This window comes from Fluviispira sanaruensis (assembly GCF_004295685.1).
Taxonomy (GTDB): domain Bacteria; phylum Bdellovibrionota_B; class Oligoflexia; order Silvanigrellales; family Silvanigrellaceae; genus Silvanigrella; species Silvanigrella sanaruensis.
In genome coordinates this window covers 1,861,065-1,879,617 of record NZ_AP019368.1, presented here as the reverse complement: position 1 = coordinate 1,879,617, position 18,553 = coordinate 1,861,065, and the positions used below count along the sequence as shown (strand labels likewise).

The following is an 18,553-nucleotide window of genomic DNA, read 5'->3' as shown; positions in this document are numbered from 1 at the left end:
TCCCAACAAAAGCATAAAAAAGGCTATTGAAATTCAATTCAAAATCAGATAGCACAGAGCGTGTTTCCCGTCCTCTGGTTTGGACTGAAGTTTTAACCATTTTTATGTTGAGTTGGATCAAATATGACAATCAAAGACCTCTCCCGCGTTAGAAATATTGGTATTTCTGCTCATATCGACTCTGGAAAGACCACTCTTTCCGAGCGTATTCTTTTTTATACCGGTAAAATTCACAAAATTGAGGAAGTAAAGGGCAAATCTGGCGTTGGCGCGACTATGGATCATATGGATCTTGAGCGTGAAAAAGGCATTACAATTCAGTCTGCGGCTACATTTTGCCAGTGGAAAGATACTTGGATTAACCTTATCGACACCCCCGGCCACGTTGACTTTACAGTTGAAGTTGAGCGCTCTCTGCGCGTTCTTGACGGTGCTATTCTTGTGCTTTGTTCTGTTGCTGGCGTTCAGTCACAGTCCATCACAGTTGACCGCCAAATGCGTCGTTACCGCGTTCCACGCATTGCATTTGTAAACAAAATGGACCGCCCTGGAGCAAACCCATACCGTGTTTGCCAACAATTACGTGAAAAATTAAATCACAATGCTTGGATGGCGCAAATGCCAATCGGCGCAGAAGATCGTTTCCAAGGTGTTGTTGATCTTCTTTCTATGAAAGCTTTCTATTTTGATGGCGCAAACGGTGAAAATGTCCGTGAAGAAGACGTTCCAGTTGACATGATGGACGAAGCAAAATCACGCCGTAGCGACCTCATTGGCGCTCTTGCTGACTTTGACGATGGTGTCGCTGAAAAATTCCTTTCTGACGAATTCGTTACGGCGGAAGAAGGTGCTAAGGCTATGCGTAAGGCAGTTATTAGCCTTCAGTTTACTCCTGTTTTCTGTGGTTCTGCGTTCAAAAACAAAGGCGTTCAAGTGCTTTTAGACGCTGTTACGGCTTATTTGCCTGCGCCAAATGAAGTTTCTAACGAAGCTCTTGACCAGACAAATAACGAAGAACGCGTTCCTTTGAAAGCAGATCCAGACCTTCCACTTGTTATGCTTGCATTCAAGCTTGACGAAACACGTTATGGTCAGCTTACATTTATGCGTATTTATCAAGGGACAGCTAAAAAAGGTGAGATGATCACCAATATGTCTTCTGAAAAACGTGTTAAAGTTCCACGCATCGTTCGTCTTCACTCCGATGACATGGAAGATATTGAAGAAGCTTCAGCAGGCGACATCGTTGCTCTCTTTGGTGTTGACTGTGCTTCTGGCGATACATTCACAGATGGTAAGTTAAACGTAACAATGGCTTCTATGTACGTTCCAAATGCCGTTATTACATTAGCAATCGCACCAAAAGACAAAACAGCACAAACAAACTTTTCGAAAGCTTTGAATAAGTTTACTAAAGAAGATCCAACTTTCCGCGTTTCCCGTGATGAAGAATCCGGTGAAACTATCATTGCTGGGATGGGTGAGCTTCACCTTGAAATTTATGTTGAACGTATGAAACGTGAATTCGGTTGCGAAACAATCGTTGGAAAACCACAAGTTAACTTCCGCGAAGCTCTCACTTCACGTGCAGAAATCAACTACACTCACAAAAAACAATCCGGTGGTTCTGGGCAGTTTGCACGTATTATTGGTTATATGGAACCTTTGGCGGATGCTGGCGACAAAATCTATGAATTTGAAGATGAAACCGTTGGTGGATCCATTCCAAGACAGTTTATTCCTGCTTGTGAAAAAGGTTTTGCTGAACAGTTGAAAAATGGTCTGCTCATCGGAGCGCAAATTGTTGGTGTGAAATTGGTTGTAAATGATGGTTTACATCACCCAGTTGACTCAAACGAAATGGCCTTCAAAACTTGTGCGATGACAGGATTCCGTGAATCTTATATGAGCGCTAAGCCTGTTATTCTAGAACCTATTATGAAGGTTGGTATTGAAGGGCCAGAAGAGTTCCAAGGAACAATGATGGGTCTTATCAACCAACGTCGTGGTGTTATCATGGGAACTGCTGGAAATGGTGGTTACTGTCAAATCGAAGCAGAAGTTCCACTCACTGAAATGTTTGGTTTCTCAACTGACTTACGTTCGGGAACTCAAGGTAAAGGCGAATTCTCTATGGAATTTGCTAAGTACGCTGCTGTTCCACGCAACGTTCAAGAAGATATGGTTGCTAAATATAAAGCAAAGAGAGCCGCTGAGAATAAGTAATTCTCTTGACTTTCTAAAGATAAGGCCACATGCAATCTAAAATTGTATGTGGCTTTTTTTTCTGTGTGATAGAGTGATTGAGTCGCACTATTAGGTATAGTTATTTTTTTGGAGAATATAGTTATGAAAATCACCGGTGAGTTGGCTATGGGTTTGGCTGCTCTTGTGCAAGTGCATGCGACAATACTGCAGCAATTACGTGTGCATAGAAATATTTGTAAACTGTGGGGGTATCAGAAATTATTTGATAAAATCTCTTCCCATCGAGAGGATGTTTCTGACCATTTAGACTCTCTTATTTTAAGAATGCTCAGTGCTGAAATCAATTTTGATTTACAAAATATAAATAAACTCAATATTGGACAAACTGTCGAAGAGATATTTGTGAGTGATCGTGAAATGGCCGATAGTTGTAAAGAAGTTGCTCTTAAATTATCAAATATTGCAAATCAAAATATCGACGTTCGGCAGATAACTGAAAAGATTGTTCTTATGCAGACAGCTCATATCAATTATACAGGCCAGCAGCTTGAACTTGTAAGGCAAATGGGAACACAATTGTATTTAGCGACTCGCTGTTGAACGAGAAACTCGGTATTTTGGTTTTTTTTGCGACCAATTTTTAGATTTTTGCATGCTCATAATATATTTATCTATATGTTCTTTTAATTTTTTATTTTCATAAGATAGTTCTGTTAATTTATTTTGTATTGCAAAAACAGCATAATTTAGTTTATTTATTGAGCAATTATTTTCTGTTAATTTTTGTTGCAAAATAAATTCTTCTTTTTTGAAAAACTCCTTTTGACAAATTAACTCTTCTCCTTGCGCTAATATTTTTTGCTTTATGAATTCAACATCCGCCAATATTTTTTTATCATTCTCTAATTTTTTCTCTTGTTCGAATAACGCAGTCGCGCATGGTTTAAGAAGAGTTTTATTTTTTTTGCTGTGTTTAATTGGAGTGCGAAGTTGTTTTTTTTCTTGTTCGGACTTTTCCTGCAAAAAATCTATATTTATTTCACGCATTGCTGGTGTTCGAAGCTCTTCTTCTGCAGCGTGTGTTTGAATAAACTCATACGCACTTCCAAGCATTTGTGCTCGTTGGTGTTGTAAAAGATCATTTAAGCGATAGAACAACCGATTTCTGGTTTCTATTTTTCTTTTTTCATAAGGAAATACACCCTTACTCGTCAATTGCGACAGACGGGAGCGATTGACGCCGAGGATTTTAGCGGCTTCTTCTACGCTGATAGTAAAACTCTCCATGTTTTCTTGATTTTCATCGTCTGTTAAGTTGATTTTACTTTGGTAGAAGCTTTTTTCGCTCAATTGTGTTTCATTCATTTTAAACTCCATTCACTGTGCGACTTTAGAGCTGCACATTCCTTTGTATTATATTAACACGAAGGTTTTAAAAATTCACAATCCATAAGAAGATCTTATTTCAATTTATTATAAATAAAGTATTCAACTATTGAGAATTTTATTTTTTAAATGTATAAGTCATGAAATTAAACTTTTAAATAAGTTAAGGATTTTTGTTTATGAATGCTCAAGATTTCTATCTCTTATTTTTCTTTGTGTTTGTCTTATTTATTCTTTCATACCCTCTGGGTATATTTATTAAGAAAATTATGCAAGGAGAAAAAACATTTCTCCATTTCATTCTTTATCCCATCGAAAAACAAATTTATAAAATTGCAAAAGTGGATGTGGATGAAAGTCAAACATGGCGGAAATATACGCTTGAAGTCGTTCTCTTTAGCATTCTATTATTTTCAATCACATTTTTAATTTTGAAATTTCAACATATTTTACCATTAAATCCACAAAACTTTCAGGGTTTACCGACAGATCTTGCGATCAATACCGCCGTGAGTTTTTTAACAAATACAAATTGGCAAGCTTATTCAGGCGAAACAACTATGAGTTATTTCTCCCAAATGGTGGCGTTGGCTTCAAACAATTTCTTATCAGCTGCAATCGGCTTTGCTGCCTGTATCGCTATTATTCGTGGACTCAATCAAGAGAAAGCAAATGGTCTTGGTAATTTCTGGGTTGATTTAACTCGTTCTTCTCTTTATGTACTTCTTCCTTTGTCTTTTATTTTCGCAGTTTTTTATATTTCCCAAGGTATGATACAAAATTTTCAAGCATATATTCAGATTAAACCTTTGGAAGGCGGTGAACAAATTTTGCCTCAAGGTCCAGTCGCTTCACAGGTTGCGATTAAACTTTTGGGTGTGAATGGCGGTGGTTTTTTCAATGCCAATGCTGCTCACCCCTATGAAAATCCAACCGCTTGGTCGCATTTTTTTCAAATGATTTCAATTTTTTTAGTGCCAAGTGCACTTGTTTTTACTTTTGGAAAAATGACAAATTATATGAAACATGCAGTCACAATTTGGCTGAGTATGGCTATTTTATTTATAGCATCTGTTTTGCTCATTGCTTATTTTGAATACCAAGGGAATCCAAATTTTATAGATAAATTGGGCTTAGCAAGCTCAATCAATATGGAAGGTAAAGAAACACGTTTTGGTATTTTTGCATCTTCTCTTTTTTCAAGTGTAACAACAGCTGCTTCTTGTGGTGCGGTGGCAAATTCTCACAGCAGTTTGACCCCAATGGGTGGAATGTTTGCAATTATTAATATGCTTTTAAATGAAGTTATTTATGGCGGTGTTGGCTCTGGCTTATATGGTATGATTTTATTTGTTTTGCTTGCTGTGTTTATTGCGGGGCTTATGGTAGGCAGAACTCCTGAATATTTAGGGAAAAAGATAGAAGCAAGAGAAATAAAAATTGCCATGTTTCCTATCATTGGTGTTTCCACTGTGATTTTGCTTTTGCTCGCAATCTCTTCCTCGTTGGCAATAGGTTTTTCTTCGATTGGGAATCCAGGATCCCATGGATTTACAGAAATGTTTTACGCATATACCTCTGCCGCGCAAAATAATGGCAGTGCATTTGGCTCATTAAATACCAACACACCTTTTTGGAATTATACAACTTCATTTGCTATGTTGGCAGGACGTTATTTAAATCTCATACCACTTCTTGCCATAGCAGGGTCGCTCGCACAGAAAATAAAGAAACCCATAACCGAAAATAATTTTCAAGTATATGGTTCCGTTTTTTTATTGTTACTTATTGGGACGATACTTATTCTTGGCCTTTTAGTTTATTTACCTGCATTGTCAGTCGGGCCAATAATAGAAAATATGCAAATGCTCAATGGAAAATTTCTTTCAATAGGTGGTGAATAATTATGAAAGAAAATAATGTTTTTGTTTCAAATGAACTTGTTTTTTCGGCAATTAAAGAATCATTTGTTAAGTTAAATCCATTTAGTCTTTATAAAAATCCTGTGCTATTTATCGTGGGTTTGGGCGCCATTATCACCACAATTGCTACAGCAAATGATTTTATTTTAAATGATATGAGTTCAGTAAATTTTTCTCTGCAAATATCTATCTGGCTCTGGTTCACCGTTCTCTTTGCAAACTTTGCTGAAGCACTGGCAGAGGGTAGGGGGAAAGCACAGGCAGAAAATTTAAAAAAAACCAGAAGAGATACTCAAGCAAAACGCCTCAATAAACAAAGTAACGAATATGAAATTGTCTCTGCCTCGAATTTATTAAAAGATGACAGAGTTGTTGTTGTTGCAGGTGAAGTGATACCTGCCGATGGCACTGTTGTGGAAGGAATGGCTTCAATTGATGAATCGGCTATTACAGGTGAATCCGCGCCTGTTATTCGCGAGTCGGGTGGTGATCGTTCCGCTGTGACAGGTGGTACGATGGTGCTCTCCGATCGTATCGTTATTCAAGTCACGGCAGAGCCAGGAAAATCTTTTCTAGATAAAATGATTGCCCTTGTTGAAGGTGCAGAACGTAAGAAAACTCCCAATGAAATTGCTTTAAATATTCTTTTATTTGGATTAACAGCAGTTTTTCTATTGGCCGTTGTTACCTTAAAGCCTTTTGCAATATATCAAAATCTCAATATTTCGGTTGTGGTGTTGGTTGCTCTCCTTGTTTGTCTTATCCCAACCACAATTGGTGGGCTGCTATCAGCCATTGGGATTGCTGGCATGGATCGGGTTTTACAAAGAAATGTTCTTGCAATGTCTGGTAGAGCTGTCGAAGCTGCGGGTGATATTGATGTTTTGTTGCTCGACAAGACGGGTACCATAACCGTAGGGAATCGAATGGCCAGTGAGTTTTTCCCCGCCGAAGGGGTCACTGTAGATGATCTTGGCCTTGCTGCACTGATCGCTTCGACTTTTGATGACACACCAGAAGGTCGGTCCATAGTGAAATTAGCAAATGAACTGCGTATCCACTATGTGACCGCAAAAAATTCTACGCCCATCCCATTTTCTGCAGAAACGCGGATGAGTGGAATCGATACCGTAAGTGAGAGTTATCGAAAAGGTGCATTAGAAGCAATTTCAGCCTGGGTGCGCTCCTTAGGTGGTGATGTTCCTAAGTCTGTTCATGAGCACTTTGTAAAAATTTCTAAAATGGGTGGGACTCCTTTAGCTGTGGCGAAGGGTTCAAAGATATTAGGAGTTATTTATTTAAAAGATATTGTGAAGCCAGGTATTCATGCGCGTTTTGCCCGTATTCGGGCAATGGGGATACGCTCCATAATGATAACCGGGGATAATAAATTAACCGCAGCCGCCATTGCTCAAGAAGCGGGTGTCGATGATTTTCTTTCGGAAGCAAAACCTGAAGATAAATTGATGTTGATAAAAACCTTAAAAAAAGAAGGGCGTATGGTCGCAATGTCGGGGGACGGTACCAACGATGCACCTGCTCTTGCTCAAGCAGATGTCGGGCTTTCCATGAACACGGGTACGCAAGCCGCGCGTGAAGCAGGAAATATGATCGACCTTGACTCCGATCCAACTAAAGTGATTGAAATCGTTGAAATTGGCAAACAACTTTTGATTACAAGAGGGGCTTTAACCACTTTTAGTATTGCCAATGACGTGGCAAAATATTTTGCAATTCTTCCTGCTATGTTTCTGGGTGTTTTCCCAGATTTTGCTAAATATAATATTATGCATTTAGAAAGTCCAAATAGCGCAATACTGTCTGCAATCATATTTAATGCTTTAATTATAATTATTCTCATTCCACTTGCATTGAAGGGGGTAAAATATAGACCTAGAAATGCATTGAGTTTGTTAAGTTATAATTTTTTCGTATTTGGGGTAGGTGGGGTTATTATTCCTTTTATAGGCATTAAAATTGTGGATATGATTATAAATGGTTTAAATATAATTTAAAAATTAAAAGGATTATTTATGGGGCGTTCACTATATAGATGCATTGTTATAACAGGTATTCTATTTATTATATTAGGGTGTGTTTATCCTTTATTTGTTACATTAACTGGGAGGATTTTTTTTCCTGAAGAGAGCAATGGTGGGATTATTTATAAGGATAATAAATCTATTGGAGCAAAATTGATCGGACAAAATTTTTTTTCACCAAAATATTTTCATGGTAGACCTTCAGCTGCGGGTGAAAAAGGGTATGACGGTTTAAGCTCATCTCCCTCAAATTTAGCAACTACAAATATAAAATTATATGAAAATATAAAAAGTGAAACAAAAAAAATTTTAAAGGAGAACCCCACAATAAAAATTTCCGATATTCCGAACGATCTCGTGAATGCATCAGGAAGTGGGCTCGATCCACATATTTCTTTACAAGCTGCTTTATTGCAAATCCCGAGGGTTGCACACGCAAGAAAAATGAGTGAAGATAAGCTCAAGACCTTAATTTATTCTTTGCTTGAAAAACCTGCATTAGGTATTATTGGTGAAGAAAATATAAATGTGCTCCTGTTAAATATTCTTGTGGATGAAGCTAAAAACGAAGAATAAAAATGAAGACATTTGAAGAAATTCTTGAAAGTAAGCGGAGAGGTTCTCTCAAAATTATTATAGGATATGCAGCAGGAGTTGGAAAAACCTATTCGATGCTTAAGGAAGCACAAACACTTAAGCAACGGGGATTTGATGTTGTCATTGGCTATGTTGAGCCACATAAAAGACCAGAGACACAAGCTCTTGTTGCAGGATTAGAACAAGTTGAATTAAAAAAATGTGTGATTGGGACAAATGAATTTTTAGAGATGGATGTTGAAGCCATTATTAAACGTGATCCACAAATCGTTCTGGTCGATGAATTGGCCCATACGAACGTTGTGGGCAGTAAAAATGCTAAGCGATACTTAGATGTTCTTGAGATTCTTGATGCCGAGATCAATGTGATCTCGACGCTCAATGTACAGCATCTAGAATCTGTTTCCGACAGAGTGGTGTCAGCAACTAAAGCTCCTGTTTTTGAGCGAATTCCGGACAAAGTTTTACAGATAGCGCAGCAAATAGTCATGGCAGATATCAGTATGGAAGATTTGCGTGAGAGACTTCGTCTTGGGAAAGTTTATGACAAAGAAAAAGTCGACAATGCTCTCGCTAATTTTTTCTCGTATCATCATTTGGCATTTTTACGAGAGATCTGTTTGAGAGAGGCTGCAGGAAATCAATTTCAAAAAATGCAAGAAAGCGAATTTGGCGATAACAAAACGTTCGCGGAAGAAGCGGTCATGGTTGCTTTGAGTTCGGATCCTACAAATGCTGGCATGCTTATTCGTAAAGGAACAAAGTTAGCATCCCGTTTATCGAGTCGCGTTTATGTGACTTATGTGCAAAAAAAATCGGAAGATCCTGCTCATATAGACTCACAACTGCAGAGAAAAATTCAACAAAATTTCGATCTGGCAACCAAATTAGGGGCAGAAGTCAAAATTCTTTCTGGCGAAAAAATTTCAGACATTCTTGTCAATTTTGCTTTGGAAAATAAAATAAAACATGCAGTTTTTGGTAAGTCAAGATTAACACCATTGAGAGAGAGAGTGCGTGGTTCTATTCTTTTGGAGTTTATTCACGATGCAGTGGGTGTCGATGTGCATATTATCAATGTAGAAAGTGGGGGGAAATAGAATGAATACTTTGCCTCCTATGCGACGAGGTATTCTAAAAGAAGTTTTAAAAATTGTTTTTCTTTTTGGTTTTCTTGGTTTTATCTTAATTATAATTATACATTTTAGCAGTAAAAATCCAAAAAAATTATATTTACTCAATTTTAATAGCACAAGTTCTATCGTTTCTATGTATGAAAATTGGGATTCACTCTATACGAAAAGATTAAATCAGAGTGAGACTACAAAAGATGATATATTGAGCTTTCAAAAATCATATGATTTCTTGCGGCAATATTATAATACCAGTCAAGCTAATGTTGTCTTGTTTGAAATTAATAAAATTTTTATTAAGTATAATAAAAATGAAAACATTATTAGTGTAAAAGATTATGCTAAAATGAAAGATTTACTTAGAAAAATTATGCTTGAAAATCAATATAAGCTTACAAAAATTATTTTAGATCGTGATAGTTTCTCTACGAAAATGGTTTTGTTAGCTTGTTTTATTTTTCTTGTAGCTTTGTTGTTTTCTATTTATTTTTCTGAAAGATTATCAAGTAAAATTGCATTTCCGATTAAGAAAATATCTGAAGTTTTACAGTGTAAACCTGATTTAAATCATAAATTAAAATTTCCTGAACCAGAAACCCTTGAAATTAAATTTCTGACTCTTGAACTTCTCTCTCTTTGGAAACGTCTTTCCGATCTGCACAAGAAAAATCTAAAGAATTTACGCATTCAAAGAAGTGCAATGAATACTGTTTTTGATGCAATGGAAGATGCTGTCGTTGTTATTGATAGTTATGGTAAAATTGAACATTATAATAAACTTTTTTTAAGTGTTATTGGGGCTAAAGATTCATCTTTACTTTTTCAAATTTGGTATGATGTTTCATTGTCTTCACAGGCTTATATACATTTACGTAATTTGGTACGAAAAGAAAACTTTGAAGAATCTTATTTTTGGGCAATTGTTGAAGGTAACGAGTGTATATTTCGCGTGAGAAAAAAATATTTTTATGATGAAGATATGTCAAAAAGTGGTTTTATTATTGTGCTACATAACCTCAATAACCGATATTCTTCCATGCAATTTAAAGAAACGGCTATCAAACTCAAATCTGAACAAAGCTCTCTTAGTATTTAATTAAAATGCGGAGTTATTAATTTCATATATGAAGTGCTAAGCAATTTTTTATTATTGTTATTTTATCAAAAATGTGCTTTGTATAGTCGTCTGTGATTCTTTGTCTGTTGGTTGCTTCTGTTATATCCTCTGTTACTTCTCTTCTTCCGTTTGTAGAAAGGTTCACATTTATGAGAAATATTATTGCCTTATCATCTATATCACTCCTTTTTTGTGCTTGTGTTATTAACTTGGATGAAACAACTCCAACACAAAAAAGCTCTATTGAGAAGTACGATGAAGCTTGCAAAGCAGGAAATCAAGAAGTTTGTGCCTTATTAGAGCAACATCAGAAAAAGGTAGAACAAGAAAATCGCAAGAAGCTTGAGCTCAGTGGGGCTCATGATCGAGGTCGGAAATAATTTTATTAGTTATTGAGGATTTGCATGAAGTATTTACAAGCTCATAATAGAATTTATTTTATGTTATTTTGTCTCATCAATATTTTATTGAGTCTCTTGTTGTCTTCTTGCAGCACATTACACTCACAGTCTGCAAAATCTAAAACTCAAAGTACTTCGCGCCAAAACGCTATTTCCTTAGAGAAGGCTCTTATCTTTTATGCATCTGATGACCCTATTTTATTACCGTACTTTTCAAGTTCTTTTACGCGCCGTATTGCTGAAGATGGTATTTATCATGCCGTACAAAATAGAAATTTAAATAAAGAATGGATGGCAAATAGCAATGGGACCAAAGCTGATATCGATGTCGAACATAGGTTTCAGCTTTATGCGCAAAATATTAAAATTCTTTTTCTGAAAAAGCGCACAGCTAAAGTGAGCTTTATGGCGCGCTCTGCTATGAAAGAAGCTTTAGTGCTTTTGTCAAACAATCCTTCCTCAGTGGGTTTTACTTATGCTGAGCTTGCTTTTTGGGCAGCTGTGGCAAATTGGGATATTCCACATGTCGCTCGCTCCTATGCTCTTATCTATGAGAAATATGCGACTTTTGCTCTTAAAGATAAGTTGGAGTCGCAAGTTGATGTGTTGATTATCAATAGACTTAAAGAACTTACGAGTCCTTATCTTGTAAAGCAGAAAACTGTAAAATTATTAAATACAAATAAATGTGCAGTGTTTTTAAATGGACAGGAATTAAAAACAAAAATTTTCCAACTCCCTGCTAAAATGACGAGCGTTATTTCTGCAAATTGCATCAATGGTTCTTTCGCACAAACTTTTTCAGCTGATAAGCAATCTGTGGTAAAGGTTTCTCCTTATTTTCCAACTTCTTTTTACAGTATGCCTGATCCACAAGGATTGCCAAAAGAAGAAATTTTAAAAGAGCGGGCAGCTGCTGTTATTTTAATTTACTGGTCGCATTCTGAGCGCTATTTAGATTCTTTTTTGATAGAACCAAAAGCCTTTTCAATTGTTAAAAAAACAAGAATATCTTTAAGCACTCGCGAGGACCTTGATCGGGCGGGTGACAATCTAATGGCGTTTTTAAAATCTGCATCTGATAAAATTGGTAAAAATAAACCAGCTCATTTGACGGCGGGGAATTAACTCTATAGTGTCCCCCCTGCGAATAAGGTTGGGCAAAGAGCATATTTCCATACAAATTTATGGTAGATGGTTTTCTCAAAGCCATCTCTTAAAAGTGCCTCTTTTTTTTATGTTTTTTCATCTATTTTATCTGCTTATATATTGAGCCTTTTATTTAAATACTAAAATAATTCGAGAATTTTTAGAGCAGCAAAATTATTTCCCACACTATTGACAGTGTCTTTCATTATAGGATAGCACTATATATGATAAGTGCAGACACTCTACGTTATCCAATTACGGTGTCGCAACTCCTCTTTTGTGAAGATTTGCGGCAGATGTGTGGTTATGCTCTTTATGCCATTCATTTGTATGGTATACTTAAACGCTTCCCATGTTTCAGAAAAGACAATGCTTTGTACCACCAGGAGAAATATTTCATGGCAAAGAACTCTTATAAACCTTTTCACCCGAAGGTAAATCTCACAAATCTCAATTTTTCCACGGTTGATTTCAACTCAACTTTGCAAAATATTATTTTGAATGTGAGACCGCTCATAGAACAAGGAAGAGAGTATTCTTATATCGCAGCCTCCTTACTTTCAGAAGATTTACGTATAGAGGTTTTAAAAACAATTGGTTTGGAAGCTTCTCTCAGTGAATTGCCAGAACAGGAAAAGCTTTATCCGACATTGTCTGAGTATGTAAAATACGGAACAGAGCATGGACAACTTTCCCCAAGATTGCGCGAACTTGATCTCGAGTTCTTAAATACTTGTATTCGCCATGAAAGAAATTATTTATTTGATTATCTAGGTGCACATACACTTTATGATCGTTATTTATTGCATAAACAAGGACAGCGGTACGAAACTTTTCAACATTTTTGGATGCGTGTTGCTATGGGGGTTGCGCTTGCTGAGGAAAATGCAGCAGCTGCAACGAAATGTGCCGCAGAGTTTTATGAAGTCATTTCGCAAATGTTATACGTTCCAAGTACGCCGACATTATTTAATTCAGGTACGAAACATTCGCAAATGTCATCTTGTTTCTTAACTACAACACAAGATGATCTTCTCGATATTTATCGCCAGTACTCAGACAATGCAATGCTCTCAAAATATGCAGGTGGACTTGGCAACGACTGGTCAAATATCCGTGCAAGTGGAAGCTGGATAAAAGGAACAAATGGCCGCTCACAAGGTGTTATACCATTTATTAAAGTGCAAGATTCTTCTACTATTGCAGTAAACCAAGGTGGAAAAAGAAAAGGTGCTGTCTGTGCATTTTTAGAAACGTGGCATTTAGATATTGAAGATTTCCTCGAATTGCGTAAAAATACCGGTGATGAACGTCGTCGTACCCATGACATGAACACAGCAAACTGGGTTCCAGATTTATTTTTAGAACGAGTAGAGCAAAATGCAGAGTGGACTTTATTTTGCCCATCTGAAGTAAAAGATCTACATGATACATACGGTGAAAACTTTAAAAAATTGTATGAAAATTATGAAAGAATGGCAGAGCGTGGAGAATTACAAAACTTCCGCAAGATTTCTGCCGTACAATTGTGGCGTAAAATTCTCACAATGATTTTTGAAACAGGCCATCCATGGGTGACCTTTAAAGATCCTTGTAATTTAAGAAGTGCACAACGTCATATAGGTGTTGTCCACAGCAGCAATCTCTGTACAGAAATCACATTAAATACCAATGCCGAAGAAACAGCGGTCTGTAATTTAGGTTCCATAAACTTAAAAGCCGTCTTTCAATCCGAAAATCCAGCAAAAACATTAGCACATGCTGTGAGTGTTGGAATGCGGATGTTAGACAACGTGATCACAGAAAACTTTTATCCAATTAAATCTGCAGAAACAGCAAATCATAGACATCGCCCTGTTGGGATGGGTTTTATGGGTTTTCAAGACGTTCTTTATATGAAGAAAATTCCATATTCGAAGCCTGAAGCAATGTGGTTATCTGAAAAAATCACAGAATATATCAGTTTTCATGCAATTAAGGCCTCAGCAAATTTAGCGCAAGAACGCGGTTCATACAGCTCTTACCCAGGATCCACTTGGTCAAAAGGAAAAGTGCCAAAAGACACAGTGTGTGAATTGGGAGCGCACGTGAATTATCCTGTTGCCCCAACAGAATATAAAGATGAAAATGGTGAACTGAGAGCATGCTCAGAAATTTTAGGTGCAGATGGCTTTACAGAAAATCTGAACTGGGACGAAGTGCGCACACAAATTGCGCAGGGAATGCGTAATAGTTTGTGTTTAGCAGTGGCTCCAACTGCAACTATTTCAAATATATCGAATTGTACACAGTCTATAGAGCCAACATATAAAAATTTATATGTGAAAAGTAATATGGGTGGAGATTATACAATCATCAATGAGTATTTAATTGATGATTTAAAAGAACTTGGTCTATGGAATTCTGAATTATCTCGTGAATTAAAGAGAGCTGATGGTGATTTAAATACCTTAAATATTCCAGAAGATATAAAAGAACTTTATAAAACTGCATTTGACATAGAGCCAGAACAACTTATTCGTTGTGCTGCACTGAGACAAATATATATCGATCAATCCATGAGCTTAAACCTTTATATGTCTGCACCTAGTGGTAGAAAAATAGATGAAATGTATCGCTATGCATGGCACTGCGGCTTAAAGACAACTTATTATTTAAGAACAAAAGCTGCAACAGGAGTTGAAAAATCAAGTCTTTCATCCAGAAAAAATGAAATTAAATTGCCGGTAGAGGCAAAAGCATGTTCCATTGACAATCCTGAATGCGAATCTTGTCAATAAATAATTGCTAAAGGAGAATTAAAATGTTGATTAACGAAACAAAAACCCAACTTATGCCTTTTCAATATCCATGGGCTTGGGATGAATTTAAAAATCTATGCAAAAATCACTGGCTTCCACAAGAAGTTTCAATGGCGCAAGACATAGCTCAGTGGAAAAATCAAGGTTACCTTACCAATGATGAACGCCATTTGATTAAAAAAATCCTTGCATTTTTTGCTAATACCGATGTTTTAGTGGGTGATAATATTATAATGGCTATTTATAAGCACATCACAAATCCAGAATGCCGTCAGTATTTAACTGCGCAAGCATTTCAAGAGAGTATTCACTCATGGAGCTATTCGCATATTGTTGAATCTCTTTCGATGGATCAGCAAGAAGTTTTTAGCGAATTTAAAAAAGTAGGAACAATTAAAGATAAGCATGATTTTCAAGCGCAATTTCTTGAAGGTATTTTAAATGCAGATTTCTCTACTCTAACAGCAGAAGGTCGTTCTTTATTCTTAAAAAACCTATGTGCTTATTATATAGGTATGGAAGGAATGCAGTTTTACAGTGCATTTGTTTTGTTGCTTAACTTTAAGCGTCGTAATTTACTTGTTGGCACATCAGAACAACTTGAATACATCGTGCGTGATGAGAGTTTACATTGCCGTTTTGGCACAAAGCTTATCAATCAATACATATCGGAAAATGCAGATATTTGGACAAAAGAATTGCAAGAAGAAGTCAGAAAAAATATTGAGCACGTGGTTGAGCTCGAAGATGCTTTTGTTTCAGACGCATTACCTCGCGATGTGCTAGGTCTTTCCTATACTCAGTTTGCAAAATACATTCGTTATATTGCAGATAGACGAGTTGAGAGCATTGGTCTTGAGCCCATTTATGGCGAAGAAGAAACCCCTTTTCCTTGGATGAATGAGATTATGGACTTACCCAAAGAGAAGAATTTCTTTGAGACGCGGGTGACGGAATATCAAACAGGTTTTGGACTTGAGTGGTGATCTTGCCACTGCGTATCTTTAAAACAGGAAAAAAAAGAAGTAAGCTGTGTAAAGTAACAATTTGAGGAAATAAATATGTTTTTCAAAATACTTGCAGGAACATTTTTTTTTATCATAGCTCTTACTTTTGTTTCCTGTACAAAACAGGAGCAAATAGATTTCATAGTCGAAAATCCTGAAATGTTGAAAAAGGATAAAGTTGCTTCCTTTTACGGAGCGGAAGCCATGAAAAACTGTCAAATCTATCGCAAAATCTATGCGGGTTTTTGTGACACCATCAACCAACCCTTTGTAAAATGTTTTGATCTCAATGACAAAAAATACAAATCGACGCTTTGTGAATAAAAATCATATTCCACTCGCCTAAATTTATTATTTTCACATCCTATGTTAAGACAAACAAGCACAGTTTATTTTTATTAAAAAAGGCTGTTTAATAAAACATATAATTGAAAGGAATAAAATAGAAATGGGTGATGTCTCTATTATTTCTGAATGGAATTTAACCCTCGCTAGGTTACTTAAAGAATTTACTTTTGATGCCGGTTTACCAACAATTATATTATTTATTGCCTGCATTATGTTGTGGTTTTGCATATTTAAAAAAGTTGTTAAATTATTGTTTACGTTTGCAAGTCTTTTTATTATCATATTATGTTATAAGGAAACACCAAAGATTTTATTATCCCCATTATTAACTCAATCAGAAAGAAATAAACAAGAAAATATAAGTGAAATTTTTAATAAAAGTCTAGTTGATAATCCTTTGCCTAACTGTGTAAAAGAAGTTGCAGGAATCGTTGTGTTAGGTTCAGGAATATATCAGAAAAATATTCCGAGTTCCGTTGCGCAAACCCGTTTAATGGGACTCAGTCATTTAATAAAAAACTCTGGATATGAAAGTGTATGGAGCAAACATAAGTTGCCTATTGTCTTTTCGGGTGGAAAAACCAATATAAATGTTGGGCAAAGTGAAGCAGAAGCTATGAAAAACTTTGCTTCATATACTTATGGATATGATATAAACAATTTTAGTTTAATCGCAGAAAAAGAAAGTAAAAATACATATCAGAATGCTTTGTTCACCAAGGAAATATTTGAAAAAAAGAAATATGGTAAAAAAATAATATTACTGACAAGCTCACAGCAAATGTTTCGCGCTAAAAGAGTTTTTAGAAAACAGGGATTTGAAGTCTGCCCAGTTCCAGTCGCTACCTTAGAAGGGTATGGTGAAGGTGTCTTTAACTTTGCCAATGCAGCAAAATCTGTATCTATTTTAAATGAATATTTTGGCGTGGTTGGCTATGCCTTAAAAGGTTGGCTTTCACTCTGAATCTTGCAAATTACTGTATAATTTATATTTTCTGCAAAATGCTTTTAATTGCAATTTTATATTTTAGGTGTTAATTCCTGCTTCGTCTGAAAAAGGAGTGTGCTTTATGAGTAGTATGTATGATACACGTGAGTTTCGTCGCGGACTCAAAGTTTTAATAAACAATGATCCTTGGGTTATCGTTGATTTTCAACATGTTAGCCCTGGAAAAGGAGCCGCTTTTACCCGCACGAAAGTGAAAAACTTACGTACAGGTCAAGTGGTTGAACAAAATATTAAGAGCGGTGATAAATTAGAAAAACCAGATGTAGAAGAAAGAAATATGCAATTTCTTTATGCAGATGCCGATGGTTTTAACTTCATGGACACAGCAAACTACGAACAAATATCACTCACAAATCTGGAAGTTGGTGATACTAAAAATTATCTAATAGAAAACTCTGTGATTAAGGTTGTCTTTTTCAATGGTAAGCCTATAGGAGTCGAAACAGACACATTTGTCGAGCTCAAAGTAGTAGAGACTGCCCCTGGTGTGCGTGGCGATACTGCTACAGGTGGAAGCAAACCCGCAACGCTTGAAACAGGACTTGTTGTGAGCGTTCCGTTTCATATCAATGAAGGCGATGTTTTGCGCATAGATACGCGTGAAAATGTTTATGTCGATCGTGTAAGTAGAAAATAAGTTTAATGAAAACAGATTTTTCTGTATAATAGACACCGGTTCCGTCGTAAACGATGCCGGTTTTTTTTTTCAAAGAAATGATACAAATAAGCTTTAACAGCGCTTTTCTAGCACAAGGTCTTGACTTTGTTCTAAGAATTAGAGAAATCTGAGAGTGATTGACAAAGTGTTAAAATTATCATTTTAATCTGTCTTGGTACATTGTATCTTAGCCCATGTTTTTTAGGCAAGGTATATATTTAGAGGAAAATAATAATGATTGATGTATCTAAAATTGAAAAACTTATGAATCTTATGGCAAAACACGGTTTTGATGTCGTGCAAGCTGAATCATCCGCAGAAAAAATCTCTTTGGCAAGAAATGTGGGGCAGACTTCGCTTTTCCAACCACAAACATATGCGGCGCCATCGGTTGCAAAAGTTGCTTCTCCGGCTCATGCACCACAGGTTAATTTAGAAAATATTGCTTCTGCAGAAAATTGCAATGAAAATCCATCTACAATTATGAAAACAGAAGACAAAAATGAACCTAAAAAGTTACCAGAAGGGACAACTATCACGAGTCCATTTGTTGGTACTTTCTACAGATCTCCTGGGCCAGACGCTCCCGTTTTTGTTGAGCTGGGCGCAAAAATTAAAAAAGGGCAATCATTATGCATTGTCGAAGCTATGAAGCTCATGAATGAAATCGAAGCTGAAATTGACGGGGAGATTGTTGCTATCTTAGTCGACAATGCAAAACCTGTTGAATTCGGCACTCCGCTTTTTATTGTTGCTCCATCTAAGTAAACAAATT

Annotated in this window: 16 protein-coding genes; 15 read left to right on the top strand and 1 reads right to left on the bottom strand. The window is 36.3% G+C overall.

Annotation, left to right across the window (positions count from 1 at the left end):
- The first annotated feature begins 123 nt into the window (after positions 1–123).
- Entirely contained in the window at positions 124–2,226 is a 2,103-nt protein-coding gene (gene fusA, locus EZS29_RS07920) for an elongation factor G (RefSeq protein WP_130608520.1), read from the top strand.
- A gap of 123 nt (positions 2,227–2,349) precedes the next feature.
- Entirely contained in the window at positions 2,350–2,808 is a 459-nt protein-coding gene (locus tag EZS29_RS07915; RefSeq protein ID WP_130608517.1) for a ferritin-like domain-containing protein, read from the top strand.
- Here the strand turns inward: EZS29_RS07915 and EZS29_RS07910 are convergent.
- Complete coding sequence (locus EZS29_RS07910; protein ID WP_130608514.1) at positions 2,791–3,573, bottom strand: helix-turn-helix domain-containing protein; 783 nt, start codon at positions 3,571–3,573, stop codon at positions 2,791–2,793. The two genes, EZS29_RS07915 and EZS29_RS07910, sit on opposite strands and share 18 nt — an antisense overlap.
- Before the next feature lie 200 nt (positions 3,574–3,773).
- On the opposite strand from EZS29_RS07910, the gene kdpA reads away from it, so the two are divergent.
- The 13 genes from kdpA (at position 3,774) to accB (ending at position 18,546) form a co-directional block, all read left to right on the top strand.
- Positions 3,774–5,498, top strand: a complete 1,725-nt coding sequence (kdpA, locus tag EZS29_RS07905) for a potassium-transporting ATPase subunit KdpA (protein WP_130608511.1) — start codon at positions 3,774–3,776, stop codon at positions 5,496–5,498.
- A 2-nt stretch (positions 5,499–5,500) separates the two neighbouring features.
- Entirely contained in the window at positions 5,501–7,531 is a 2,031-nt protein-coding gene (gene kdpB, locus EZS29_RS07900) for a potassium-transporting ATPase subunit KdpB (protein ID WP_130608508.1), read from the top strand.
- An 18-nt stretch (positions 7,532–7,549) separates the two neighbouring features.
- Positions 7,550–8,134: a potassium-transporting ATPase subunit KdpC gene (kdpC, locus tag EZS29_RS07895; protein ID WP_130608505.1), complete on the top strand. Its 585-nt coding sequence runs from the start codon at positions 7,550–7,552 to the stop codon at positions 8,132–8,134.
- Between the two features lie 2 nt (positions 8,135–8,136).
- Entirely contained in the window at positions 8,137–9,255 is a 1,119-nt protein-coding gene (locus tag EZS29_RS07890) for a kinase (RefSeq protein WP_130608501.1), read from the top strand.
- Position 9,256: 1 nt separating this feature from the next.
- A complete protein-coding gene (locus EZS29_RS07885; RefSeq protein WP_130608498.1) occupies positions 9,257–10,384 on the top strand; it encodes a hypothetical protein in 1,128 nt (375 codons plus the stop codon).
- 170 nt (positions 10,385–10,554) lie between these two features.
- Complete coding sequence (locus EZS29_RS07880; RefSeq protein WP_130608495.1) at positions 10,555–10,785, top strand: hypothetical protein; 231 nt, start codon at positions 10,555–10,557, stop codon at positions 10,783–10,785.
- Between the two features lie 24 nt (positions 10,786–10,809).
- A complete protein-coding gene (locus EZS29_RS07875; RefSeq protein WP_130608492.1) occupies positions 10,810–11,934 on the top strand; it encodes a hypothetical protein in 1,125 nt (374 codons plus the stop codon).
- 245 nt (positions 11,935–12,179) lie between these two features.
- The gene (locus tag EZS29_RS07870) at positions 12,180–14,735 is read left to right on the top strand and encodes a ribonucleoside-diphosphate reductase subunit alpha (protein WP_130608489.1); all 2,556 of its coding nucleotides are present in this window, start codon (positions 12,180–12,182) and stop codon (positions 14,733–14,735) included.
- A gap of 23 nt (positions 14,736–14,758) precedes the next feature.
- Positions 14,759–15,742 (top strand): ribonucleotide-diphosphate reductase subunit beta, encoded by a 984-nt coding sequence (locus tag EZS29_RS07865; RefSeq protein ID WP_130608486.1) that lies wholly within the window; start codon positions 14,759–14,761, stop codon positions 15,740–15,742.
- A gap of 75 nt (positions 15,743–15,817) precedes the next feature.
- Complete coding sequence (locus tag EZS29_RS07860; RefSeq protein ID WP_130608483.1) at positions 15,818–16,087, top strand: hypothetical protein; 270 nt, start codon at positions 15,818–15,820, stop codon at positions 16,085–16,087.
- A 124-nt stretch (positions 16,088–16,211) separates the two neighbouring features.
- Entirely contained in the window at positions 16,212–17,075 is an 864-nt protein-coding gene (locus tag EZS29_RS07855) for a YdcF family protein (protein WP_130608480.1), read from the top strand.
- A gap of 115 nt (positions 17,076–17,190) precedes the next feature.
- Positions 17,191–17,757 (top strand): elongation factor P, encoded by a 567-nt coding sequence (gene efp / locus EZS29_RS07850; protein WP_172603993.1) that lies wholly within the window; start codon positions 17,191–17,193, stop codon positions 17,755–17,757.
- A gap of 255 nt (positions 17,758–18,012) precedes the next feature.
- Entirely contained in the window at positions 18,013–18,546 is a 534-nt protein-coding gene (gene accB / locus EZS29_RS07845; protein ID WP_130608474.1) for an acetyl-CoA carboxylase biotin carboxyl carrier protein, read from the top strand.
- The last annotated feature ends 7 nt before the right edge of the window (positions 18,547–18,553 follow it).

Bases quoted from the DNA above. Each gene is read 5' to 3' on its own strand.
- EZS29_RS07880 (WP_130608495.1), top strand. From the start codon at position 10,555: ATGAGAAATATTATTGCCTTATCATCTATATCACTCCTTTTTTGTGCT.
- EZS29_RS07860 (WP_130608483.1), top strand. From the start codon at position 15,818: ATGTTTTTCAAAATACTTGCAGGAACATTTTTTTTTATCATAGCTCTT.
- kdpC (WP_130608505.1), top strand. From the start codon at position 7,550: ATGGGGCGTTCACTATATAGATGCATTGTTATAACAGGTATTCTATTT.
- EZS29_RS07890 (WP_130608501.1), top strand. From the start codon at position 8,137: ATGAAGACATTTGAAGAAATTCTTGAAAGTAAGCGGAGAGGTTCTCTC.
- EZS29_RS07875 (WP_130608492.1), top strand. From the start codon at position 10,810: ATGAAGTATTTACAAGCTCATAATAGAATTTATTTTATGTTATTTTGT.
- EZS29_RS07915 (WP_130608517.1), top strand. From the start codon at position 2,350: ATGAAAATCACCGGTGAGTTGGCTATGGGTTTGGCTGCTCTTGTGCAA.
- kdpA (WP_130608511.1), top strand. From the start codon at position 3,774: ATGAATGCTCAAGATTTCTATCTCTTATTTTTCTTTGTGTTTGTCTTA.
- EZS29_RS07865 (WP_130608486.1), top strand. From the start codon at position 14,759: ATGTTGATTAACGAAACAAAAACCCAACTTATGCCTTTTCAATATCCA.
- accB (WP_130608474.1), top strand. From the start codon at position 18,013: ATGATTGATGTATCTAAAATTGAAAAACTTATGAATCTTATGGCAAAA.
- efp (WP_172603993.1), top strand. From the start codon at position 17,191: ATGTATGATACACGTGAGTTTCGTCGCGGACTCAAAGTTTTAATAAAC.
- EZS29_RS07855 (WP_130608480.1), top strand. From the start codon at position 16,212: ATGGGTGATGTCTCTATTATTTCTGAATGGAATTTAACCCTCGCTAGG.
- EZS29_RS07885 (WP_130608498.1), top strand. From the start codon at position 9,257: ATGAATACTTTGCCTCCTATGCGACGAGGTATTCTAAAAGAAGTTTTA.
- kdpB (WP_130608508.1), top strand. From the start codon at position 5,501: ATGAAAGAAAATAATGTTTTTGTTTCAAATGAACTTGTTTTTTCGGCA.
- EZS29_RS07870 (WP_130608489.1), top strand. From the start codon at position 12,180: ATGATAAGTGCAGACACTCTACGTTATCCAATTACGGTGTCGCAACTC.
- EZS29_RS07910 (WP_130608514.1), bottom strand. From the start codon at position 3,573: ATGAATGAAACACAATTGAGCGAAAAAAGCTTCTACCAAAGTAAAATC.
- fusA (WP_130608520.1), top strand. From the start codon at position 124: ATGACAATCAAAGACCTCTCCCGCGTTAGAAATATTGGTATTTCTGCT.